Consider the following 22,869-nt stretch of genomic DNA (forward strand, 5'->3'; position numbering starts at 1 on the left):
TCCCCACCGGCTCCCTCGTCTCGCTTCGCTTCGCCGCGGGGCCCGCGCCAGCGTGGGCCCATCCGGCGTGGGCCCAGCATCCCCATAGAATGGACAGATGACCCTCAGCGTTGCGCTCGGCCCCGATACGAGGGAGAGCACCCAGACCGGAACAGTGGTGTCAGCCGATTCCCTGACCGCCCCGGACGTCCCCTGGAACCTCGTGATCTGGAACGATCCGGTGAACCTGATGAGCTACGTCAGCTTCGTTTTCCGGAGCTACTTCGGATATTCGGAGAGCAAGGCGGACAAGCTCATGATGGAAGTCCACAAGAAGGGCCGCTCCATCGTGGCCCACGGCAGCAAGGAACAGGTGGAGCAGCACGCCGTCGCAATGCACGGCTATGGACTGTGGGCCACGGTGGAGAAAGCCACCAGCGGCGGCAAGGACGGCACCTCCGGCAAGGGCAAGGGAAAACGTGGCTAAGGCATTCAAATACGGGCTCAGGGGAATCAGCGGCTACCTCGAACCGGCCGAACGGGAGCTGCTGCGGAGCCTTTTCGCTGACGTCATCGCCATGCTGGAGCCTGAGGAGCGGGAGAACCAGGACCCCCTCTCTGCGCTGATCGGACTCGACATGGAGGTCCAGGAACCCACTGACAGGGCGGTCAGGCGGCTCCTTCCCAACGTCATGAAGGACGACGGCGCCGCGTCACTGGAGTTCCGGCAACTCACGGAACGCTCGCTCCGAGAAGCCAAGATCGGCGCCCTGCGGGCTGCCTCGCTGGGCCTGGACAAGGACGATCTGACCCTGACGGAGACTGACGCGAGGCATTGGTCTACAGCGCTGAATGACGTCCGGCTGGTGCTGGCTGAGCGCCTGGATATCCAGGATGAAGCCGACGCCGAACATGTCCATCTGATGCAGGACTGGTCCCAGGCTGAAGACGTGGAAAGCTACCTGGCCCTCGTATACAACTTCACCACGTGGCTTCAGGAGTCGCTGGTACAGGCGATGGTGCATTCGCTGGACACCCAACCCGGCCCGCGGCGTTGATCAGCACGGAGGTGCCCCACGCTCCGCAGTACTGTCCGGCCTTCCGGTCTCCATGCCAACGCTTAGTGTGACTCAACAGACATGAGCCAAGGGACACATCTAATGGCCGGAGCCAGTGCGAAGCCCTATCCTCGAATAATCATGACTTCAGCATCGAGCATGGATCCGGCAGCGGGAGCTGTAACGGAATCCCAGACAAGCAGCACCTCGTCCACTGCTCCCAGCAATATGGGGTCCCGGCCGATAGGTGTCTTCGACTCGGGCGTCGGGGGACTGACCGTTGCCCGGTCCATCATTGACCAGTTGCCCAACGAATCCATCCTTTACGTCGGCGATACCGCCAACGGCCCGTACGGCCCGCTCCCTATCGCGGAAGTGCGCGCCAACGCCCTGGGCGTGATGGACGAACTGGTGGATTCCGGGGTCAAGCTGCTGACCATCGCCTGCAACTCGGCGTCGGCCGCTGTGCTTCGGGATGCACGCGAACGGTACACAGCCCGTTACGGCATCCCTGTCATCGAAGTCATCCAGCCGGCAGTCCGGCGGGCGGTGGCCGCAACGCGGAGCGGGCGGATCGGTGTCATCGGAACCTCGGCAACAATCGGGTCACGCGCCTACGACGATACGTTCGCAGCAGCTCCGGACCTGGAGATCACATCGGTGGCCTGTCCTGCCTTCGTCAGCTACGTGGAGGCCGGGATTACAACAGGACCCGAACTGCTGGCTGTCGCCCGCGAATACCTCGACCCGCTGAAGTCCGCGGGCGTGGACACTGTGGTCCTGGGCTGCACGCACTACCCCCTGCTCACCGGCGTGATTTCCTTCGTGATGGGCGACGACGTCACCCTCGTCTCCAGTGCCGAAGAAACGGCCAAGGACGTCTACCGTGCGTTGGCCACCCGCGGCCTGGAGCGGAAATCCGTGAGTCCGCCGGAACACCACTTCATTGCGACGGGCGATGCGGAGCAGTTCGAGTCCCTTGCCAGGCGTTTCCTCGGCCCGGAGGTGCTCAGCGTGCAGCATGTAGCCCATGTTGCTGCCCAGTACCCCACCGGCAGCCTGGCGCGGATCACTCCGGAAATGATTGCCGCCGCGCGCTCTGGGGGAGTTCGTCCCCGAACCTCCAATTTTGTGGAAAACTCCATTGCAGGAGGTTCCGCGACGTGAAGCTGACCATAGTGGGCTGTACAGGGTCCTTTCCGGGGCCGGGATCGCCGGCGTCGTGCTACCTCCTGACTGCCCACGATGGCGAGCGGACCTGGAAGATAGTCCTGGACCTGGGCAGCGGCGCCCTTGGCGCCATCCAGCGTTACACGGATCTGGAAGACATCGACGCCATCTTCCTGACCCACCTGCACCCGGACCACTGCATGGACCTGTGCGGGCTCCATGTCGCAGTGCGGTGGAAGCCGGGCGGTTGGGGCCGGGACCGAATACCGGTGTGGGGGCCAGCTGCAACGGCGGACAGGATGGCTACCGCTTACGGGCTTGAGCTCAATCCGGGCATGCATGAGGAGTTCGACTTCAGCAACTGGGCTGAACGCCAACCGGTTGCCCTGGGACCCTTCACCGTTACCCCGTTCGCGGTCAACCACCCCGTCGAAGAAGCGTATGCCTTGCGGGTGGAGGTGACGGAACCGTCCCGGGAAGGGGGTCCTGTAACAAGGGTCCTCACCTACTCCGGGGATACCGATTCGTGCAGCGGGCTGGAAGAGGCGGCGAAGGACGCGGATCTCTTCCTCTGCGAGGCCGCGTTTGAAGAAGGACGCGACGACGCCGTCAAGGATGTGCATCTGACGGGAAAGCGTGCCGGAGAGGCAGCTGCTGCGGCTGGTGCCCGCCGCCTGTTGCTGACGCACATTCCGGTATGGACGTCCCAGACCACCGTCATGGCGGAGGCACGTCCGGTGTTTTCGGGGGACGTGGCCGTGGCTGTGGCTGGAGTGCACTACACGGTGTGAGTGTCTCCCGCCCGAGCCGGGCGAGCCGCCCGAGTCGGGCGAGCCGGTCGAAAGGGCCCTTCAGGCGCGGGCCACGCCATTGGGAGTGGATAAGCTAGGGGCATGACTTCTGAAGCACTGACCACCCCTGTTATCCGCGCCGACGGCCGCACGCCTGACCAACTCCGCCCCATCAGCATCACCCGCGGCTGGTCCAAGCAGGCTGAGGGTTCTGCGCTGATTGAGTTCGGAAACACCAGGGTCCTGTGCACCGCATCGCTGACTGAAGGCGTGCCCCGTTGGCTCAAGGGCGAGGGCCGCGGCTGGGTAACTGCTGAGTACGCCATGCTGCCCCGGGCAACGAACACCCGCTCTGACCGGGAGTCCGTCAAGGGCAAAATCGGCGGACGCACCCACGAAATTTCCCGCCTGATCGGCCGCTCGCTCCGGTCCATCATTGACACAAAAGCACTTGGCGAAAACACCATCGTGCTGGACTGTGACGTCCTCCAGGCCGACGGCGGTACCCGCACCGCTGCCATCACTGGCGCCTATGTTGCCCTGGCCGAGGCCATCCGCTTCGCCCGCGAGAACAAAATCATCTCCCGCAATGCACAACCTCTGATCGATACCATCGCAGCTGTGTCAGTGGGGATCATCGACGGCGTCCCGATGCTGGACCTGCCGTACGTGGAGGATGTGCGCGCCGAGACAGACATGAATGTTGTAGTCACCGGTTCCGGCAAGTTCGTGGAGGTCCAAGGGACCGCCGAGGGAGCGCCCTTTGACCGGGACGAGCTGAACAAGCTGTTGGACCTTGCTCTCCTCGGAACCGGGCAACTGGCAGTCATCCAGCGCGAAACCCTCGCGGAAGCCCCGTGACGGAAACGGCTGGCACGCACCACCCGCTCCTTGTCCTGGCGACCCATAACAAGGGAAAACTCCGGGAGCTGCGCGAACTGTTGCGCGGTCAGGTCCCCGGGCTCGACGTCGATACCCAGGTCATCGATGCCTCCGCCGCAGGTGCGCCGGATGTCCCTGAGACCGGGGTGACCTTCGCCGAGAACTCCCTCCTCAAGGCACGGGCTGTGGCGGATGCGACAGGACTCCTGGCCATTGCCGACGACTCAGGACTGGCAGTGGATGTCCTGGGCGGCGCACCGGGGATTTTCTCGGCCCGCTGGTGTGGCCGGCACGGCGACGATGCAGCGAACCTGGAGTTGCTGCTCGCCCAGCTCTCCGATGTACCTGACAGCCATCGTGGAGCAGCCTTCGTCTGCGCGGCAGCCCTGGCAGTCCCCTCCAGCCCGGGGACAGAGGCTTCCGGTGCCGTAGATACGGGCTCTGACGGTACCCAGGTGGTGGAATACGGCCAGCTTGAAGGGGTGTTGCTGCGTGAACCCCGTGGCGACGGCGGCTTCGGCTACGATCCGATTCTGCAGCCGATCGGCTATGACCGCAGCTGCGCGGAGTTGAGCGCGGAGGAAAAGAACGCGATCAGTCACCGCGGCAAGGCGTTCAGGGCCCTGCTGCCGGCCATCATCGACGCGCTGGCGCGGCACTAAGACCCGCCCGCCCAGACAAAAACGGCCCTCCCCCGCATGAGCTTTGCTGGCCAGCAGCGTTCATGTGGGGGAGGGCCGTCTTTACCTCGTGACCGGGAAGATCAGGAGTTACGGGTTGGTTTTGCGTTCGTTCTCCGGGGCGTGCTCTTCGATGAACTCGTCCACTGCATCCGTGCCGTAGGCCGCGGCCTGCCGCTTGGCCGAGATACCCTTGAGGACCTCGATGCCGATCGGAATGACGGAGACCAGGACAATGATGATGAAGATGATGTCCAGGTTGTCGCGGACCCACGGGATCCGGTCGCCCAGCAGGTAGCCAAGCAGCGTAACGCCGCCGCCCCAGAGGAAGGCGCCGATCACGTTGAACAGGAAGAATTTCCGCTTGCTCATCTGGGCAACACCCACGATCACCGGAACGAAGGTCCTGATGATGGGGACAAACCGGGCCAGGATCAGCGCTTTGCCGCCGTGCTTTTCAAAGAATGCATGGGCCTTGTCCACGTTCTCACGCTTGAACAGGCGTGAATCCGGCTTGTTGAAGATCGCAGGCCCGGCCTTGGAGCCAATGAGGTAACCAGTCTGGTTTCCCACGATCGCAGACACGATGATCAGGGCGGCAAAAAGCCAGATGTTGAACTTGATGGTGTCAGTCGCAACGAGCAGCCCGGCCGTGAAGAGCAAGGAGTCACCCGGAAGGAAGAACCCGATCAGCAGCCCTGTTTCAGCGAAGATGATGCCGCAGACCAGAAGCACTACCCACGGGGCCAAAGCAGGGTCTGCCAGAAAAATCTGGGGGTTAAGCCAGTCAGGCAGGAACGAGGCCAGGTGCGGTTGTACGGGCCCCGCACCCCCCAAAGCGGACACGGCAAAGTCACTCATCGCAGTTAGATTCACGCTTCTAGGTTACTGGACTGATCCTGTGGACTGGCGCACCGGGCCTTCCCGGCTATCTCTTCCCCGTACGGGGAGTCGTGCAGGCCGGCCCTCCTGCCACGGCTAAAGTTGAGCCGTGAGTTTGGACTTTACGGCGATCGACTTCGAGACTGCCAATGGCTTCCGCGGTTCGCCGTGCGCTGTTGGCCTCAGTAAAGTCCGCGGAGGTGTTGTGGTCGAAGAGGCGTCCTGGCTGATGCGGCCCCCGGAAAATCATGACCACTTCGATCACCACAACGTCAGGATCCATGGCATCAGGTCCCAGGATGTGGCTGGACTGCCTCGCTTTGGTGAACTTTTCCCGGAGATCGGTGCATTCATTGGCGGTGATGTCCTGGCCGCCCACAACGCGGCCTTTGACCTGGGGGTCATCCGCTCGGGGCTGGAGGTGTCCGGGCTTGCCGGTCCCGCCTACGACTACGCCTGCACTGTGATGCTGTCCCGGCGCTGTTATTCGTTGGTCTCGAACTCTTTGCCTTACGCGGCCGAAGAGGCCGGAGTGCCTCTCGTCAACCACCATGATGCTGCCGAGGATGCACGGGCGTGCGCCGGAATCCTCATTGACATTGCCGCCCGCAACAGATCCCACAGCATTGGGGAACTTTACCTTTCCCTTGGTTTGGCTCTGCCGCACCAGCCTGCTTTTGATCCGCGGCGTGATGAATTGTCCAAGGCCACGCTGACGGCGCTCGCAGCCCTGGGAGCGGGGAGTGCGCCTTCCAGGCCGTTCCAGTCCGGCTGGCCCGAAGAAGGGGCCAACCCCATGCCCAATGCCGACGCCGAGCCGGGCCATCCGCTGTACGGCCAGACGGTGGTGTTTACGGGGCAGCTCACCATGGCAAGGCCGGAAGCCAAGGTGCGTTCGGCAGAATTCGGTGCGCGTCCGGAGAGCAGGGTCACGGCCCGGACCACGCTGTTGGTTGTGGGCGACGGCTTTGTGGCTGCAGACCTGCGCTCCGGCCGGCTTACCGGCAAAGCCAAACGGGTCCTGGAGCTGCACGATCGGGGACAGCAGATTGAAGTGCTGTCCGAGGGAGAGTTCCTGCAAATGGTAGGCGGACACATGCCTGCGTCCTCGTTCGCCGCGTCCTAGCTTTACTCAGTTCCCGTTCACAGTGAGCAACAAATCTTTTAGCGGGAGCGGAGCTCTCCTACCCTTACAGCATGAGCAGAGTTGAGACGCCGGAGGCCACAGCCCCGGCAGGGCATGTGCAGAGTGGCTGGCGGGCAGCGTTCGCTTTTCCCAATCCAGTCAACGAGTACGCTGCCAGGATTACTGCCGGACTCGTGGTGGCCGTCGCGGTTGTGACATTGCTGACAGGGTTCGGCTGGGGACTGTCCGCAATCGCCGTGGGCTTCTGGCTGAGGGTACTGTTCGGCCCGCGTATTTCACCCTTGGCGTTGCTGTCCGTCAAGGTCCTTGCCCCCCGCCTGGGCCGGGTGAAGCTGGTGCCCGGTCCGCCCAAACGCTTCGCCCAGGGATTGGGGGCTGCGATCTCCACCGCTGCTGCCGTTCTGCTGGCCGCAGGAATGGCGCCGGCCGCGTGGTCGCTGCTGGCCGTCCTGATTATCGCTGCTTCCCTTGAGGCGTTTGCGGGGTTCTGCCTCGGGTGTGTGATCTTTGGTTTTCTTCAGCGCCGCGGACTGATCCCCGAAGACGTCTGCGAGGCCTGCAACAACATCTCGCTCAGGCGCCCGTAACCGTGACGAGCTGAGCCGCCATTCCGCGGATGACCTCCGGAGCTTCAAGAGCGTCCAGCCACTCAGGCGGAAGGCACGCCTCGCCGTAGTAGGCACCCAGGATGTTTCCAGCTATTGAGCCGGTCGAGTCGCTGTCGCCGGAATGGTTCACGGCCAACCGGACCGCTGCCTTGAAGTGCGCTACAGGGTCCGCGCTGTCCCCGTCAGCTGCCGCCGTCGCCAGAACCGAGTAAACCGCGACGGCGAGAGCCTCCTCGGCGACCCAGCCCTCACCGAGCGTCTCCACCAGTTCCTCGGGGCCGAGAATCTTGCCGGAGCCACCTGAGCCAGTTCGGGCTGAAGACCCGGCCTTATCGGCGGCCCCCAGGGCCGACTCCAGTCGCTCCAGGAGCTCCTGGCATGGTTCCGGCAGGCCCCGGATGTAGCCCACGGCAGCCTCCACCGCTTCCTGCAGGCCGTGGCCGCTCACCAGTTCGTGAATAATCAGGCTGAATGCCCCGGCGCTTTGCCGTGCCGAAGGATGGCCGTGCGTCAGCGAAGCGGCGTCGGAGCTGAGTTTGTACACGGAATCCACAGGGATATGCGGGATCAGGCCAAAAGGAGCCGAACGCATGACGGTTCCGCATCCCTTGGAGTCGGGATTTACCGGGCGGTAGACGGTGCCCATCTCTCCAGTTGAAAGCCCGCTGAGGCAAGCGTTGCCCGGAGCCCTGCGGTGTTTGAGGATTTGATGGGTGTCCAGCCAGCGGGGTTGCGGCACGGGAGCCGACGCCGGTGCCGGAACGCCCTGCGTTGCCAGCCACCGCAGATACGCCAGCCACAGGCAGGCGTTAGCGTCGGCACCTATTCCATCGTTTGCCCACTCCAGCACCTCGACAAGCCCATCTACGGTGTAAAGCGTCATCTGCGTGTCATCCGAAAAGTGGACACCGCCGTCGAGCTCGCTGAAATCCTGAAGGCCGTCAGGCCCAAAACGCTCCCTGATCCTGCCCACCGAATCGAACTCCACTGCATAGCCCAGAGAATCTCCCAACGCCCCTCCCAGCAGGCATGCATGAATCCGGGATACGGCTGAAGGGTGCGGACGGCGATCGGGAACTGTGCTCATACGGCAAATTTACCGGGAAATCCCAGGCAGCTTGTCCCGATGACTGGCTTCAGCGCGCGGCGGATTATCAGGGGTGGGTCAGCTCGCGAATTCTTTGCAGGAAAGTCCGAAAAGTAACCGCTGATCAGGACACATTGGTCCGACCCCGGGCGGGCCTGTCCGAAACTGTCACCCCCAGCCGATACGTTAATGGCATGCGTTTACTGCACACCTCGGACTGGCATCTGGGCCGTTCTTTCCACGGCGTTGGCATGCTCGAAGCCCAGCGGTCGTTCATCGACCAGCTCGTGGCTGTTGTCCGGGATGAGTCCGTGGACGTCGTCCTGATTGCCGGGGACGTCTACGATCGGGCTTTGCCTGGAGTGGATGTGGTGGGGCTCTTGGACGATGCTTTGGTCAGGCTGACCGGAGCCGGGGCCAAGGTGGTGCTGACCAGCGGGAACCACGACTCCGCCATACGGCTGGGATTTGCCTCGCGGCTCCTTGAGCGTGGTGGCGTGCACCTGCGAACCAGGGTTTCCGAGCTCGACCAGCCGGTCCTTTTCCGGCTGGATGATGGTGGAACGGGAGAATCAGAGGGCGCTCTGGAACCCGGCAGCAGCCCAGCGGGGGGCCGGCGTGGTCCTGTGCTGGCCATCTACGGGATTCCCTGGCTGGAGCCGCGGCTGGTGGCCGAACAGCTTGGAGCCGGGACGCCAAGCCACTTCGAGGTCACCAAGGCAGCTACCGAGCTCATCCGGGAGCATGTTGCGCAACTGGCAGGGGAGGGACCCGTCCACACGATCGTTCTTGCACACACCTTTGCAAGCGGCGGAATCAGCTCAGACAGCGAACGTGACTTGTCCATCGGCGGTGTCGGAGCCGTTCCCCTGGACCTCTTCGATGGTTTCAGCTACACGGCCTTGGGCCACCTGCACGGCAGGCAAACGCTTTCGCCGGCGGTGCGCTATTCCGGATCCCCGCTGGCATACTCGTTTTCCGAGGCTGGGCATCGCAAGGGCGGTTGGCTCGTCGACGTCGACGCCACGGGGGTAGCGGCCGTGACGGAAGTCCTGTGGGAGGCACCACGGACCCTCGCCGTCCTTCGTGGCAGGATCCAATCGCTCCTGGAGTCCGAGGAATATACGTGGGCGGAGCAGGCCTTCTGCCAGATCACGCTGACGGACCCCCAACGTCCTGCCCAGGCCATGGAAAAGCTGCGAACCCGATTCCCGGACACCCTCGTCCTTGGTTTCGATCCGGAAGGAGCCGAAGTCACAGGAAAGACCAGCTACAGCAGCAGGCTTTCGGAAGCGGAGGATGATCTCTCCGTCTGCTGCGGCTTTTTGGAGCATGTCCGGGGACGCACCGCGGATGATTCCGAGCGGGCAGCCCTGATCGATGTCCTGGACAACATCCGGCTCGAAGAGGCATCGCGATGAGGATTCACAGGCTGGAGATTTCAGCGTTCGGACCGTTCGCCGGGACAGAGCATATCGATTTCGACCGGCTCGGCGCCCACGGGCTGTTCCTCCTCAACGGTGCCACCGGCGCCGGAAAAACCAGTGTGCTGGACGCCATTTGCTTCGCGCTCTACGGGTCCGTCCCCGGTGCCAGGCAGGACGGGAAACGTCTGCGCAGCGATCATGCCGAGCCTTCAGCGGAGCCTCGGGTCACGTGCGAATTCTCGGCACGCGGCAGGCACTTTGAAGTCTCCAGATGGCCTGCATGGGACAAGCCCAGCACGCGCGGAAAGAACGGGTTCACGGGTCAGCAGGCCAAGACACTCCTCCGCGAACGGGTCAACGGCAGCTGGATCGAAAAGTCCGGCCGCAATGACGAAGCCGGCGCGGAAATTACGGAAATCCTGGGGATGGGTCGCGAGCAATTCACCAGGGTTGTCATGCTGCCACAAGGTGATTTTGCCGCCTTCCTCCGCTCCAATGCCAAAGACCGGCTGGAGCTCCTGCAGAAACTGTTCGGAACTCAGCGCTTCGAAGCGGTGGAGCAGGAGCTGCTGCGCCAGGGAGCAGCGGCCCGCCTCAAGGTAGAAGCCCTGACCGGCCAGCTGGGGATGCTCCTTGGCCGCGCTGAGGCCGAAGCGGAATCACTGAAGATAGATCTGTCCGCTGTACCTGATGGCTGCGACGTATTGCCTTGGCTGGCCACCACAGCCGAAGCCGCAGCCGCAGCGCTCCAAAAGACGGCAGATGCCGCGGAAGCCCTGCGCATTGACCGCGCAGGAAGCCTTGAGACGGGCATCGCGAAAAATACCCGTCGGAAGAAGCTTGAGGCAGCCCAAAGGCGCCGATCAGAAGTCCGGCTGGCTGCCCCGGCCCTGGAAGCCGCCCGCCTGAAACTGGAGTTGCACCGCAAGGCCGAAATGCTGCGTGGCCAGCTGGACGCTGTCAAGGCAGCTGAACGGCAGGAACAGGTGGCCGCGGCGTCTTTAGAGACGGCCATGGCAAGCCTCCGCAATGACCGGCTGGAAGGCTGGGACGCTACCGAAAACCAGCAGAACTCATCACCAAGCAATGTCACCGAATCCTTGGAACGGTTGCGCTCATTCTCTGCTGTGCTGAGCGAACGGCTGGCCGACGAGGACCGGTGCGCCGGGCTCCTCCAGAGGAGAACCGAGCTCAGCCTGCTACGCCTGGACCTTGAGGCTCAATGCCGCGCGAATGCTGCGTCGCTGTACAACCTTCGCTCAGAATACGCAGCACTGGCGGCTGGGATTCGCCCCCTTGAGGAGCTCGCCGGAGAAGTTCGCCTCCGCACCAAAGAAGCAGCTGCGGCAGAAGAACTCGTGGAGATCGTCCGTCGTCACCATTCTGCTGTAGCGTCCGTCGCCCGGATCGCTGAACGTCGCCGGGAGGCCAGGGACCTTCATCAGGAACTCCGCCATCAGTGGCTGGACCTTCGTGAGGCGCGGTTGGCGAATGCAGCAGCAGAACTTGCGAGCCATCTCGCCCCTGACGAACCGTGCCCCGTCTGCGGAAGCGCCGAGCACCCCTCTCCTGCAACGTCAGGTCAGTCAGCCTTGGAGGTGGCAGCCACCGAAAAGGCGGCCCAGACTAAAACTGACTCTGCAGAGAAAGCGCTGCAGGCCATCGAACGCGAGCTGTCACTAGCGGAACAGGAAGTGGCCGTACTCGCCGCACAAGGCGGTGATACGGATCCCGTGATCGCCGAACACGATGCATTGGCGTCACAGGAGCGTGCCGCGCTCGCCGTCCGCGCCGCTGCGGACCTCGACCGCGACCGGGACCGCCTGGAGGAGCTGGCGCTCAGCATCTCGGCGGCAGAAGAGGCGCAAGCCACGGCACTCGCCTCCATCGCTGAAACCGCTTCCGCCCTTGCTGAGGTGCAGGAGCAAACAGATTCCCTCGAGGCCGCCCTCACGAATCTTCGGGGGAGCTACCCCAGCATCAACCAGCGGATCCAAGCGGTCCGCGGGACCATCGCGGTGCTGGAAGAAGCCAAGGCAGCTGAGACTGAGGCAGAGAGGGCGGCGGGCCGGGTATCGGAGGTCACCGGGCAGCTTCACAAGGATCTGCCAGTGGTGGGCTTCTCCTCGGTGGAAGAAGCGCGCGCAGTCCTGTTGCCTCCACCGGATGCAGAGACCCTCGAAGCCTTTATCCGGACAGGCCAGGATGAGCAGGCCAAAGTGGAGGAGCTGTTCGCCGGGGAGGACCTGATGCTCGCGGCGAGCGAAGCCGCAGGGGAGGCCTCTGTAAGCAACGACGAGCTTGATCATCTCCGGGAGGCTTCCGTTGCCGCAGATCATGCCGCGAGGGAAGCCGCCCTTGCTGCCGCCATGGCTTCGAAATCGGTACGGACGCTGCGAAACATCCTCGGGGAGTATGGGGAACTGCTTGAGAGCTCGCGAAAACCACGCCAACATGCAGAACTCCTGACCTCCCTCGCAGAAGCAGCCCGAGGCGGTGGTGACAACAACTATCGGATGAGCCTTAACAGCTACGTTCTGGCTGCCCGCTTGGAGCAGGTTGCCATTGCAGCCTCCGAACGGCTCGTCGGAATGAGCGACGGGCGTTACACCCTGCAACACACGGACGCCAGGGCTGCCAAGGGTGCGAAGTCGGGTCTGGGGCTGGAAGTGGTAGACCAGTGGACCGGCCAGCGCCGGGACACGGCAACCCTGTCCGGAGGTGAGTCCTTTATGGCCTCCCTCTCCCTCGCCTTGGGACTGGCTGACGTCGTTCAGCAGGAAGCAGGAGGGATCGACATCGAAACCCTGTTCGTTGACGAAGGTTTTGGAAGCCTCGACGACGAGGCCCTGGAACAGGTTATGGACGTCCTCGAAGGGCTGCGTGACGGCGGCCGCGTGGTGGGACTGGTAAGCCACGTTGCCGAGATGAAGCAGCGCGTCAACATACAGCTTCAGGTGGTCAAGGGCAGGAATGGTTCCAGCCTGCACATAGCGGATACCGCAGAGGCAGCGTAGGCAGGTCCGGCCGGCAATTCTTGGAAGGCTCCCTGACTCAGCTACACTTGACGGGTTACCGGGTTGCGCGCATCGGGCGGAGGGACGATGCGCACTATTGAACGAGCCCGGAACTATGACTACTCCCACATCTTTTTCCCAGCCTTCACAGGATCAGGATCACCTGAGCCAGGAGCTGAAGAACGAGGCCCCAGAGCGCGGAAGGTTCGCGCGGTTGCCTCTCCTCGCAGGCAAAGGCTTCATTCCACTCGGACTGTTCGCCAGGCTCCCACTGGCCATGCTGACTGTCGGTGCCCTGACCTTGGTCACCTCGGTCAGCGATTCGTACGCCATCGGCGGCACTGCAGCGGGGGCGGTCGGTATCGGTTCGGCCCTTGGCGCCCCGGTGCTCGGAGGGCTGGCCGACAGGCACGGCCAACGAATCGTCCTGCTCGCCGCCTCCCTGATCAACTGCGCTGCTGTTCTAGCCTTGATCCTGGCCGCATGCCTGGCGCCCGGAACCGGAGCCTTGGATCAAGGCATGCCGGTTTTACTCGCAGCCTTTCTGGCAGGAGCGAGCTGCCCGCAGGTTGGGCCTTTGGCGAGGGTCCGTTGGATGGCGCTGACAGCACGCGGCAGTACCGTCAACAATGCCAAGGACCTCGATACCGCCCTCTCCTACGAGAGTACGGCCGATGAACTGACGTTCGTCCTGGGACCGGCGCTGGTTGGTGTTCTGGCGAGCCTGGTCGCACCCTGGCTTCCCCTCGCCCTGGCCGCTGCCCTGACAATTACACTGGTTCCGGCCTTTGCCGTGCACCGCACCCATCTTGCGGTACCCAGGAGGATAAAACCCCCAGTTCGGGACAAACCGGTCCTGAACAAGCGGGCAGAGGACGAGCCCGCCGGGGACGAGCCCGCTGCTGACAAACCGGGCAATGACGAGCCCGCGCGTGATCACAAGCCAGGCAAAAACAGCGCCACCAGGTTCAGTGTTGCTGCATCGGTGGCTCTGCCCGTGGCGGCCATGGTTTGTATGGGAACGTTCTTCGGATCCACCCAAACGGCCTTGAGCTCGTTTTCAGCAGGCTTTGCCACATCGGAGATTGCCGGGCTGCTCTATGCAGTGATGGGGCTGAGCTCAGCGGCCGCCGCTCTGTCCGTGGCCTACTGGTCGCGGCGCATCAGCCTGGTCATGCGCTGGATGGTCAGCGCCGGGCTGATGACGGGCTTTGCCCTGTTGCTTATGCTGCCTTCCACAGCCCTGCCCATGATCCTGGTGCTGCTGATCCTGGGACTGCCGGTTGGGCCGCTCATGGTCACCGTCTTCGGCATCGGTGGCCTTGTGGCACCTACCGGCAAGTTGGGAACCGTCATGACAGCACTCGCCAGCGGAATCGTCGCCGGTACTGCCCTGGGATCATCCATCGCCGGGCACCTGGCGCAGGACCACGGCTATTCCACCGCGTTCCTGGTCCCGGTTTGCGCTGCGGCCGGGCTGTTCCTCTTGGGGACGGCAGCCGCCGTCGTACTCCGTGCCGTTCAAAATAAGCGGGCGGGAACCGCCGCATAAAAGGCGAATATGGGGCTGCGACTAGGCCAACTGGGCTTCAATGCGTTCTGCGCTGGCTTTAAGCGCCGCAGCCACCTCTGCCGGATCTTGGGATGAGCGGATGTAAACAACAGCAATGGCGGCAGGACGGCGGCCGGGAACCCGAACGGGAACAGCGAGTGAGGAGACTCCAGCGATGACCTCATCATGGCTTGCCGCGTAGCCGCGGTGCCTTGCTTCCTCAGCCTCTCGGCGGTACACAATCCCGGGCGCCAGGTCTTTCCAGTCCTGCTCGTCAAACGTTGACTGAATGGCAATTCCGGGCGCACCGGCGTTGATCGGATGGCGTGAGCCGGGGTGCTGTGCCACGGCCGCGCCGGAGTGCCTCGGTTCGACGGTTACCAGGGTAATGCAGTCCTGGTGGTCCCACACCGCCACGAATGCTGTCATTGTCAGGGAATTGGCCAATTGCGTCAGCTCAGGCAATGCTGCGGTCTGCAGATCGCGCGATACACCCCTGGCCAGCGCAGCAAGCCCGGGGCCTGGCTGCACACGCCCGCCGTCGTCGCGTACCAGCAGTGAGTGATCCTCCAGCGTCCGTAAAATCCGGTACGCAACAGAACGGTGTACCCCGAGGGCAGTGGAGAGCTCGGCAATAGTCAGGGGCCTGTCTGCCTCCGCAAGGATTTCCAGCGCCCTGATACCCCTGGACAGGGTTTGCGACGGGGAAACCTGGGGAGCGGAATCCGGCGGGCTCTTGGCGGCAAGCGAGTTCATGTGGTCCATCCTAAGTGGCTGCAAGGGCAGGTTGCGGAACCTCTTGTGCCCGGACCCACCTTCCGGTAGCGTTCTTTTTGGGAACTGTAAGTTCAACTATAGAACAAAGCTGTACGAACTATAGAACAAGTCCCAAAGCCGGCCAGAGGAATCATTGATGATTGCCAACCCACCTGAAAAGGGAGAGCTCCCACAAAACGCAGAGCTCCCCGAAAGGGCGGGCCCAGGGAGCACAGCTGACGGACGGGGAGCGCCGGGCAACCACCACTTCCGTGGGAGCCTGGGACGGTTCGCCACGGGAGTGGCCATCGTGACCTTCGACGGCGTCACCAAACGGCATGGAATTACCGTTAACTCGTTCACATCGGTTTCTATGCACCCTCCGCTGGTGCTGGTCAGTATTGCCCGCCACACCAAGGCTCATGACGAGCTTGCCGGCCGGCCATTCACGGTGAACATCCTTGGAGCTGAACAGCGTGAGCTGGCCATGCACTTTGCCGGACGCCTTGGCAGGGAGCCCGTCTGGGTGGAAGGAAGCACGGCGCCCCGGCTTTCGAATGTTCTCGCCTATTTCGAATGCACGCCGTGGGCGGCGTACGACGGCGGCGATCACACGCTCTATGTCGGCCAGGTTGTTGATTTCGACTACCGGAACGGCGACGCCTTGGCATTTGCCAACAGCAACTTCACCACCATCCCCGAGAGTCAGCTGGGGATGGAAGAACTTCTCTGAAAGCGCCCAAAGTATTCGGCACGGCTAAAAGATGACTGGAGAAAGATCATGGGTATCCGCACCGGACAGCAGTACCTGGACAAGCTCAATGCCATGAGCCCCCACGTGGTGATCGATGGCGAAGTTGTCAGTGACAAAGTCGCCGAGCACCCGGCCTTCAAAAACGTAGCACGTTCCTACGCGAAGCTTTTCGACATGCAGCATGATCTGCAGTACCAAGAGGCGCTTACGTACACCTCTCCCACGTCTGGTGATCTGGTGAACGCCTCATTCCTGGTACCGAAAACCCTCGAGGACCTGCAACGGCGGCGAAAGGCGATCTCAACCTGGGCGGAGTACTCCAACGGTTTCCTCGGCCGGTCGGGGGACTACATGAACTCGTCATTGACCGCCTTGGCCACTGCTCAGAAGTGGTTCTCCCAGGCGGATCCCAAGTTCGCCGAGAACATCCGGAATTACTACGAGTGGGCACGGGAGAATGACACCCTGGCTACTCACACACTGATCCCGCCGCAAGTGAACCGGTCCGTTTCAGGCTCGGAGCAGATGGGTGGGCAGTTGTCGGCCCGGATTGTGGAAGAGCGCGAAAACGGCATCGTGATCAAAGGTGCACGGATGCTTGCCACCATAGCGCCGATTGCCGATGAACTCCTGGTCTTCCCGTCCACTGTCCTGCGAAATACCCCGGAGGATGCCCCGTACTCCTACGCCTTCGCCATCCCGAATGACACTCCCGGCCTGCGTTACCTTTGCCGGACGTCCCTCTACAACGGCGGCAGCACCCACGACGAACCCCTGGCTTCCCGCTATGAGGAGATGGATGCCGTAGCAGTGTTCGATGACGTTTTTGTGCCGATCGACCGGATCTTCATGCTCGGCAACCCTCAGCTTTGCAACGCCTTCTACTCGGAAACCGGCGCGGGTGCCCTGATGACCCATCAGGTGGTCACCAGGACCATCGCCAAGAGCGAGTTCTTCCTTGGCCTGGCGTCGGAGCTCGCCGAGTCGATCGGGATCGATGGGTTCCAGCACATTCAGGAAGACATCGCGGAGCTGATTATCGACGTCGAGATCGGTAAGGCCCTGATCCGGGCATCCGAGGCCGACGCGGAGCTTAATGACGAAGGCGTGATGCTTCCCAAATGGAGCACCCTGAACGCAGCCCGGAACTGGTACCCGAAGATCGCCCAGCGTTTCCCGCAGATCATCCGCAAGTTCTCCGCCTCGGGCCTGATGGCTCTTCCCGGTGAAGCGGATGTCAACAGCGACGCCAGGGCTGACATCGAGATGTACCTCCAGGGGAAGACCCGGACCGGACCGGAACGTGTGCGCCTGTTCAAGCTGGCCTTCGACGCATCAATATCAGGGTTCTCCGGCAGGCAATCCCTCTACGAGTACTTCTTCTTCGGTGATCCGGTGCGAATGGCCGGCGCTTTGGTCAACAGCTACGATCGCGGCCCGATCCGTGAACGCGTGCGCGAGTTCCTGCACCGGGAAGACTGACTGTGGGCTTGGTCACAAAAACAAGGTATCCTACTAACTAACTGACCGTTCGATCAGTAAAACGTGTCCGCAGGTACTAGCAGTGCCCCCAGCCATGGAGTTCCAATGACCGCAACTTCCTCCGTTGATTCAGAGACGGGCCCCAGCAGCAAACATGAGGAACGCAAAGTCCTCGCCGGGACGCTGGTCGGCACCACCATCGAGTGGTACGACTTCTTCATCTTTGCCCAACTGACGGGCACCCTGTTATCACCTTTGTTTCTCACACCCCTGCAACAGGCCAATCCCGGATTGGCGCAGATTCTCTCCTTTGCCCTCATCGGTATCAGCTTCCTCTTCCGTCCGCTCGGAGCCGTTGTTGCCGGGCACCTGGGAGACAAGCTGGGACGCAAGGCGATGCTGGTATTCACGCTGGTAATGATGGGGGCTGCCACCGCTCTGATCGGCATGCTGCCTACGTACAGCCAGATCGGCGTTTTGGCCCCGATTCTCCTCATCACCCTCCGGATCCTGCAGGGCTTCTCGGCTGGCGGCGAGTGGGGCGGAGCAGCCCTGATGGCTGTGGAACACGCACCCATGAGCAAGCGGGGCATCTTCGGTGCCTATCCGCAGATCGGTGTCCCCATCGGAATGATCCTGGCCACCGGCCTGCTGTTCTTCCTCAACAGCAGCATGTCCCGGGATGACTTCGCAGCATGGGGCTGGCGTGTTCCGTTCCTGTTGTCCATCGTGCTGATAGTGGTTGGTTACCTGATCCGGCGGGCTGTTGCGGAAAGTCCTGTCTTCCAGGAGATGGCCGCCCGCAAAGCCGAGAGCAGGGCGCCACTGGGTGAGCTCCTGCGCAAACACAAGACCCCGGTCGCCTACACGACCATGATCTTTATCGCGAACAACGCGGCGGGTTACCTGCTGATTGCGTTCTTCATTTCCTACGCCACCCGCTCGCTCCAGATGCCCGCACCGCCGGTCCTCCTCGCCACCACCCTGGCATCCTTTGGCTGGCTGATCTTCACGCTGGCCGGGGGCTGGCTGTCTGACCGGATAGGCCGCGTCAAAACTTTTCTCACCGGCTACGCCATCATCTTTGCGTGGATGATCCCGATGTTCGCACTCATCGATACCAAGGACATCCTGTTGTATGGGTTGGCACTTTTCGTCCTGACTATCGGACTGGGACTGTCCTACGGACCCATGTCGGCTATGTACGCAGAAATGTTCCCGGCTAATGTCCGCTACTCGGGTATCTCGATCGGTTACGCGTTCGGAGCGATCCTTGGTGGCGCCTTTGCCTCAAGTATTGCGGAGTGGCTGCTCCAGACCACCAAGTGGACAGGATCCATCGGTATCTACATCATGATTCTCTGCGTCATCTCGTCTATCGGCGTGATTCTGGCCAAGGAAACCAAAGGAAACCTCCTCGGAATCAGCAGGCACTGAGTCCTCCATCTGCCCGGCATGCACTTGGAGCGGGCAGGAATATCTAAACATTGGACGTGGTCCCCGGTCGCTTTGCGGCCGGGGACCATTCTTTCGCCCGAAAGCTTTCAGTGGGTTTGTGCCGGTACCTTGACGATCAAAGCGGAGATTACGTGCGGCACGGAAAAAGCGATTAGTGGCCAACTGAGTTTTGAAGCTCTATGGGCCAAACCGGAGGAGGAGCGCAATGAACAAGCACGCGTTCGTAGAACGCGCTGAGTTTGGCGATGACGTTTTGTTTTTTCTCGCCGTGCCCGCCAGCTGCGGAAAAGCGGGAAACTGGCGGGGCCGGGCAGATTCCGGGTCCATCGAAGTTGATCTTGAGGAACTGATTGAAGACTTGGCCGAGGCTTTGGCGGAGACGAGATCTGGACTCATATTCGTGATCGACGAGATGCAGGATCTGGATGATGGGCTGATAACGCCCTGTTGAGTGTTCAGCACCTGGCCAACCAGCGTGAGTGGCCGTTTTACATCGACGGGGGCCGGGCTGCCGAACCTTCCTCCGGTACTTAGCGAGACCCGGTCCTACTCCGAGCGCCTTTTCAACTACCGCAGCATAGGGGCTCTTGGTCGTGAAGACGCGGAATCGCCCTCGTTGCGCCCGCCCTCAAATACGGCGCGTCCTTCACCGCCGACGCTAAAGAACTCCTTCTGGCAGCTTCCGGCTCCTACCCATACTTCATTCAGGAGTACGGTTATGCCGCCTGGGAGACTGCACCGGAGAAGGTCGTAACGCTCCACGACGCGAAGATCGGCGTCGAAATCGGCAGAGCACAACTTGATCAGGGCTTCTTCCCGTCCCGATGGGAACGGGCATCAAAGGCGAAGAAATCATTCTTGCGCTGCATGGCAATCGATGGAGACGAGGGTTCCAGCACGATGGACCTTGCCGAGCGGGCTCAGAAAAAGACAGACATCAATGACGATGACCAAGGCATCCCTGGTTCACAAAGGCATCATCTACGCGCCCGCTCTGGGCAGGGTCGCGTTCACTGTGGCAGGCATGGCCGACTACATTTCCCGGCTCAAAGACTGAGCGAACCAAACGCCATCTTGATTTCGGGACGATTCTATTTGAAGAGCGGTCAAGCCCGTTCGGCTAGGGATTTGTAGATGGGTCTTGCCGTCTGGTCCTACTCCACACGCTCCCAGTTCCAGGACGTGGGTGGGGTCTTATTCTCCGGAAGTGAACGGCCGGGGTATTGACTAAGATTTTTCAACTAACTGATTGATTGTCTCCCATGGCGACGGAGCAGACTTTGTTTTGCAGCCAGCTGAGGGCATCACCTTCGGATGTGAAGTATCTGGCTTCGCACTCGATGGGGAGTCGTCGCAGGATCGCATTGGCGATGACTTCATCTACTGGGCTATTGCCGAGTATCGCCAGGGCGGTGAGCGTTTCACCGTCGCAGTACCCGCTGATTGCTTCCCGGCTGACCGCGCCCACGCCCGTGATTATCAGAAGTATGGCCCCAGGTTTTCCGCGCGTGAGTGCCCTCCGTTCGGAGCTGGCACGAAAACAGTCCTCTGTCGTGATGCATGCGGCGGGTTGCAGCGTGATCGAGGTTATCTGTGCGCTTTCCTCGTGTACGCGCACGGTGAAAAGATCCCCGGTCACGGGACTACGGAGTGGAATTCAGGCTGGTTTTGCGGCCCGACAAGACCTTTCAATCGCATTCTCTTCACAATGCCCCCAAACATTTGCTGCAACGAAGAATCCAGTGTGGAGGCGATAGTGGTCCCATCACTCTTCCCTACTTGATGGTGGAGAGGCTACATGGGAAGGCGGCAAGGGTCCACAGTTCAGGGTCAGCTTCTGATGCACGCCCAGTTTCCATGAAGGGACCGCCGCGCTGTGCTCTTGGCCTCGACGCCGAACACCCTGAATAACCGGAATGCCGCCTCTCGGCCTCGAGGCCGCTCCATCCGTTGCACAGATCACCGAAGGAGACCTATTGCTCAAAAACGACCGTTTTCGGACCCGTTGGGTTCAGTGCGGGGATAAGGCCACAGAGCGTACAAGGACTCCTCTACCTCATCGCCGCACTCATGGCACTCCGCCTAACAACCCCTAGCTCGCACCTAACCCACCAACCAGCCAACCTCGACAAACACCTCTGAACAACACTTCGTCCCCCCTTAGGGGCCCAGGCAACGGATCGGCTAACCGGCACCAACGGTGACATCTATTGCTCCGAAAAACGCCGCCACTTATCCCTGCGATCCACAGGCTGGCCCCGTTGTCCCCGCCGGCAGTTGCTGTTATCGCCCCCTCATCGTTCATTTCACCGTGCGGGTCATGCGTACATCGCCCAGACCCGCCGTCACTCGGATCTAGTCAGCGGCTTTCAGTGGCACGGTGATCGACCGGCTTTCGGACGCCGCTTCTAGGGTTTGGTCGGCGGCGTAAGTGCAAGGCCGATAGCGGATTCGACTGCATCGCGGCGCGCTTCGGTTGGATGGACGAGAAGCGACTGGATTGCTTGGATCAGCGCCACAAGCCTAGGCGTTCGGACCGTTGAAAGGCGTGTCATCGAAGTGGCGAGCGATTCCGTGACGAGGACGTCTACGCGGTCCCCGTAGGCGCCTGCGTGAGACCCGTGGGGAGCTATATAGCTCCCTCCGATCGAGATGTCCCCCAGGAGTGCCAGCAGAGGTACGCGGATCCCGTCTGGAACATCGCCGGCCGCAACGGCTGCGATGAAGGGCACCGCATAGGCCGTTGCTTCATATACCGTGCCCTGATGGCAGATGTTCGAGTAGAGCCCCTCACCGATTGCGATCGAAGGGTCAGCTCGAAGCGCAGCTAACGATCGCGCCACGTCGCCTGCGATGCTGAGTGACACGTTGGCGGCACCCAGGGAAACGACGCCTTTTCCGTAGGCGTGCTGCAGTCCGTTCCAGTCGACCTGGTCGAGTTCGTCCAAGGCATCGAAGCCTGTCCCGTTCGGTTGATACGGAGTATCCATACAACTGAGAGTAACCAGGCGAACGCGGAAGGATCCCGCGAGGACTGCTCGTTCGCTTGGCGTGGGAGGGACCATGGTTAGATAACTGACATGGGGAACCGATGGCTGGACCTGGGATCTGGTCTTTTGATCCTGACGCTCATTTCAACTTTCGCTGCACTCACGTCCGGTATCAACCATGAGCCAGAAGACATCCCCGCGTTAGTCTGGCGTCAACGGATCGCAGAGAGGCAATGGACCATGGCAATCACTATGCTCGTGCCCGCCGCCACCGCTGCGGTTGCGGTGATTTCCATGTTTGCCCTTCCGCGCAAACGCGCCAGGATCGTCGGCTCATCGATGGTGACCGTCCTTGCGCTTGCCGCGTTCTTCGCCAGTTGGTGGTTTGGGGACGAGGCCGTGAACTCGGCGAGATACTGGACCGAAAATGTGGACGAATATCGAAGAAATTTGGGCCTTTGATGCCCCAGGCGTGTTCCGGTGATCGACCGGCTGGCGGGCGCTCGTCCAAAGCCAGCTCTGACGGCAACGCCGCTTGCGCACCATGCCTGTGACAAGGGGTGAGACTGGATCTGGAAAGGTAGAACCATGACGCTACGCCTCCGACTCATGACCACCGGCGACTGTGAAGCCCTGGCTGAACTGCAAGTACGCAATCGCGAATTCTTGTCACCATGGGATCCCACCCGGACGGAAGACTATTTCACGGTGGAAGGTCAGCGAGCAGACGTCGAGGCAGCATTGGCACGTCACGGGCGCGGCGATGCGATGCCCTGGGTCATTTTGGATGACGATGGCGCGGTAGCTGGGCGCTTGACGCTCAGCGGCATCACCCGGGGCCCCTTCCAGTCCTGCAGCATGGGGTACTGGCTGTCGGAGGACCGAACAGGCAAGGGTCTGGCGACTGAGGCAGTCCGAGCAGCAGTCGCCTCCGCCTACACCGAACTGGAACTTCATCGAGTACAAGCCGAAACATTGATTGCCAATGTGGCTTCACGAAACGTCCTCGCTAAGACAGGTTTTCAGCAGTACGGCATCGCGCCGAAGTACTTGAAGATCGCAGGCGCATGGCAGGACCACCTTATGTTCCAGCACCTGAACGACAATGTCCGGTAGAGGATCCCTGAGCGTTACGGTGAGGGCGGCAAT

The 22,869-nt window shown here is 61.8% G+C and carries 22 protein-coding genes; 17 read left to right on the forward strand and 5 right to left on the reverse strand.

What is annotated here, in order from left to right:
• The first annotated feature begins 97 nt into the window (after window positions 1–97).
• The 6 genes from clpS to rdgB all read left to right on the forward strand — a co-directional run bounded on the left by clpS (window position 98) and on the right by rdgB (window position 4,542).
• Window positions 98–466, forward strand: a complete 369-nt coding sequence (gene clpS / locus M1E05_RS08465; protein WP_461164989.1) for an ATP-dependent Clp protease adapter ClpS — start codon at window positions 98–100, stop codon at window positions 464–466.
• The gene (locus M1E05_RS08470; protein ID WP_461164990.1) at window positions 459–1,037 is read left to right on the forward strand and encodes a DUF2017 domain-containing protein; all 579 of its coding nucleotides are present in this window, start codon (window positions 459–461) and stop codon (window positions 1,035–1,037) included. The genes clpS and M1E05_RS08470 overlap by 8 nt, the downstream gene beginning before the upstream one ends.
• 141 nt (window positions 1,038–1,178) lie before the next feature.
• Window positions 1,179–2,204, forward strand: coding sequence for a glutamate racemase (gene murI, locus M1E05_RS08475; protein WP_461164991.1), 1,026 nt, complete (start codon window positions 1,179–1,181; stop codon window positions 2,202–2,204).
• On the forward strand, window positions 2,201–2,998 hold the full coding sequence (locus tag M1E05_RS08480) for an MBL fold metallo-hydrolase (protein ID WP_458111313.1): 798 nt from the start codon (window positions 2,201–2,203) through the stop codon (window positions 2,996–2,998). The genes murI and M1E05_RS08480 overlap by 4 nt, the downstream gene beginning before the upstream one ends.
• 102 nt (window positions 2,999–3,100) lie before the next feature.
• On the forward strand, window positions 3,101–3,859 hold the full coding sequence (rph, locus tag M1E05_RS08485) for a ribonuclease PH (RefSeq protein WP_458111312.1): 759 nt from the start codon (window positions 3,101–3,103) through the stop codon (window positions 3,857–3,859).
• Window positions 3,856–4,542 carry an RdgB/HAM1 family non-canonical purine NTP pyrophosphatase gene (gene rdgB, locus M1E05_RS08490; protein WP_461164992.1) on the forward strand — a complete coding sequence of 229 codons (687 nt, stop codon included), beginning with the start codon at window positions 3,856–3,858 and terminating at the stop codon, window positions 4,540–4,542. Before rph ends, rdgB begins: the two co-directional genes overlap by 4 nt.
• Window positions 4,543–4,650: 108 nt before the next feature.
• On the opposite strand, the gene M1E05_RS08495 is transcribed toward rdgB, so the two are convergent.
• Window positions 4,651–5,421: a VTT domain-containing protein gene (locus M1E05_RS08495; RefSeq protein ID WP_309106580.1), complete on the reverse strand. Its 771-nt coding sequence runs from the start codon at window positions 5,419–5,421 to the stop codon at window positions 4,651–4,653.
• 130 nt (window positions 5,422–5,551) lie between these two features.
• Between M1E05_RS08495 and M1E05_RS08500 the strand changes: the two genes are divergently transcribed.
• Together M1E05_RS08500 and M1E05_RS08505 are read left to right on the forward strand one after the other, a co-directional pair.
• A complete protein-coding gene (locus M1E05_RS08500) occupies window positions 5,552–6,568 on the forward strand; it encodes a 3'-5' exonuclease (protein WP_461164993.1) in 1,017 nt (338 codons plus the stop codon).
• Window positions 6,569–6,639: 71 nt separating this feature from the next.
• A complete protein-coding gene (locus tag M1E05_RS08505) occupies window positions 6,640–7,176 on the forward strand; it encodes a DUF4395 domain-containing protein (protein ID WP_461164994.1) in 537 nt (178 codons plus the stop codon).
• Here M1E05_RS08505 and M1E05_RS08510 read toward each other — a convergent pair.
• Window positions 7,163–8,284 (reverse strand): ADP-ribosylglycohydrolase family protein, encoded by a 1,122-nt coding sequence (locus M1E05_RS08510; protein ID WP_461164995.1) that lies wholly within the window; start codon window positions 8,282–8,284, stop codon window positions 7,163–7,165. The two genes, M1E05_RS08505 and M1E05_RS08510, sit on opposite strands and share 14 nt — an antisense overlap.
• Before the next feature lie 194 nt (window positions 8,285–8,478).
• Between M1E05_RS08510 and M1E05_RS08515 the strand changes: the two genes are divergently transcribed.
• From M1E05_RS08515 to M1E05_RS08525, 3 genes are all read left to right on the forward strand, one after another.
• Window positions 8,479–9,705, forward strand: a complete 1,227-nt coding sequence (locus M1E05_RS08515; RefSeq protein WP_461164996.1) for an exonuclease SbcCD subunit D — start codon at window positions 8,479–8,481, stop codon at window positions 9,703–9,705.
• Entirely contained in the window at window positions 9,702–12,728 is a 3,027-nt protein-coding gene (locus M1E05_RS08520) for an AAA family ATPase (RefSeq protein WP_461164997.1), read from the forward strand. The genes M1E05_RS08515 and M1E05_RS08520 overlap by 4 nt, the downstream gene beginning before the upstream one ends.
• Window positions 12,729–12,843: 115 nt before the next feature.
• Window positions 12,844–14,280 carry an MFS transporter gene (locus M1E05_RS08525; RefSeq protein WP_458111305.1) on the forward strand — a complete coding sequence of 479 codons (1,437 nt, stop codon included), beginning with the start codon at window positions 12,844–12,846 and terminating at the stop codon, window positions 14,278–14,280.
• Window positions 14,281–14,301: 21 nt separating this feature from the next.
• Here the strand turns inward: M1E05_RS08525 and M1E05_RS08530 are convergent, their stop codons facing one another.
• A complete protein-coding gene (locus M1E05_RS08530) occupies window positions 14,302–15,036 on the reverse strand; it encodes an IclR family transcriptional regulator (RefSeq protein WP_458111304.1) in 735 nt (244 codons plus the stop codon).
• A gap of 157 nt (window positions 15,037–15,193) precedes the next feature.
• Between M1E05_RS08530 and M1E05_RS08535 the strand changes: the two genes are divergently transcribed.
• The 4 genes from M1E05_RS08535 to M1E05_RS08550 all read left to right on the forward strand — a co-directional run bounded on the left by M1E05_RS08535 (window position 15,194) and on the right by M1E05_RS08550 (window position 19,181).
• A complete protein-coding gene (locus tag M1E05_RS08535) occupies window positions 15,194–15,769 on the forward strand; it encodes a flavin reductase family protein (protein ID WP_461164998.1) in 576 nt (191 codons plus the stop codon).
• Between the two features lie 48 nt (window positions 15,770–15,817).
• Window positions 15,818–17,272 carry a 4-hydroxyphenylacetate 3-monooxygenase, oxygenase component gene (gene hpaB, locus M1E05_RS08540; RefSeq protein ID WP_461164999.1) on the forward strand — a complete coding sequence of 485 codons (1,455 nt, stop codon included), beginning with the start codon at window positions 15,818–15,820 and terminating at the stop codon, window positions 17,270–17,272.
• A gap of 105 nt (window positions 17,273–17,377) precedes the next feature.
• The gene (locus M1E05_RS08545) at window positions 17,378–18,709 is read left to right on the forward strand and encodes an MFS transporter (protein WP_461165000.1); all 1,332 of its coding nucleotides are present in this window, start codon (window positions 17,378–17,380) and stop codon (window positions 18,707–18,709) included.
• Between the two features lie 226 nt (window positions 18,710–18,935).
• The gene (locus tag M1E05_RS08550) at window positions 18,936–19,181 is read left to right on the forward strand and encodes a hypothetical protein (RefSeq protein ID WP_458111300.1); all 246 of its coding nucleotides are present in this window, start codon (window positions 18,936–18,938) and stop codon (window positions 19,179–19,181) included.
• Between the two features lie 786 nt (window positions 19,182–19,967).
• Here the strand turns inward: M1E05_RS08550 and M1E05_RS08555 are convergent.
• The gene (locus M1E05_RS08555) at window positions 19,968–20,369 is read right to left on the reverse strand and encodes a DUF7793 family protein (protein WP_461165001.1); all 402 of its coding nucleotides are present in this window, start codon (window positions 20,367–20,369) and stop codon (window positions 19,968–19,970) included.
• Window positions 20,370–21,138: 769 nt separating this feature from the next.
• Window positions 21,139–21,720, reverse strand: a complete 582-nt coding sequence (locus tag M1E05_RS08560; protein ID WP_461165002.1) for a hypothetical protein — start codon at window positions 21,718–21,720, stop codon at window positions 21,139–21,141.
• 90 nt (window positions 21,721–21,810) lie between these two features.
• Between M1E05_RS08560 and M1E05_RS08565 the strand changes: the two genes are divergently transcribed.
• Window positions 21,811–22,182, forward strand: coding sequence for a hypothetical protein (locus M1E05_RS08565; protein ID WP_461165003.1), 372 nt, complete (start codon window positions 21,811–21,813; stop codon window positions 22,180–22,182).
• Window positions 22,183–22,308: 126 nt separating this feature from the next.
• On the forward strand, window positions 22,309–22,836 hold the full coding sequence (locus M1E05_RS08570) for a GNAT family N-acetyltransferase (RefSeq protein WP_461165004.1): 528 nt from the start codon (window positions 22,309–22,311) through the stop codon (window positions 22,834–22,836).
• Window positions 22,837–22,869: the final 33 nt, after the last annotated feature.

The organism is Arthrobacter sp. R4-81, assembly GCF_054792365.1.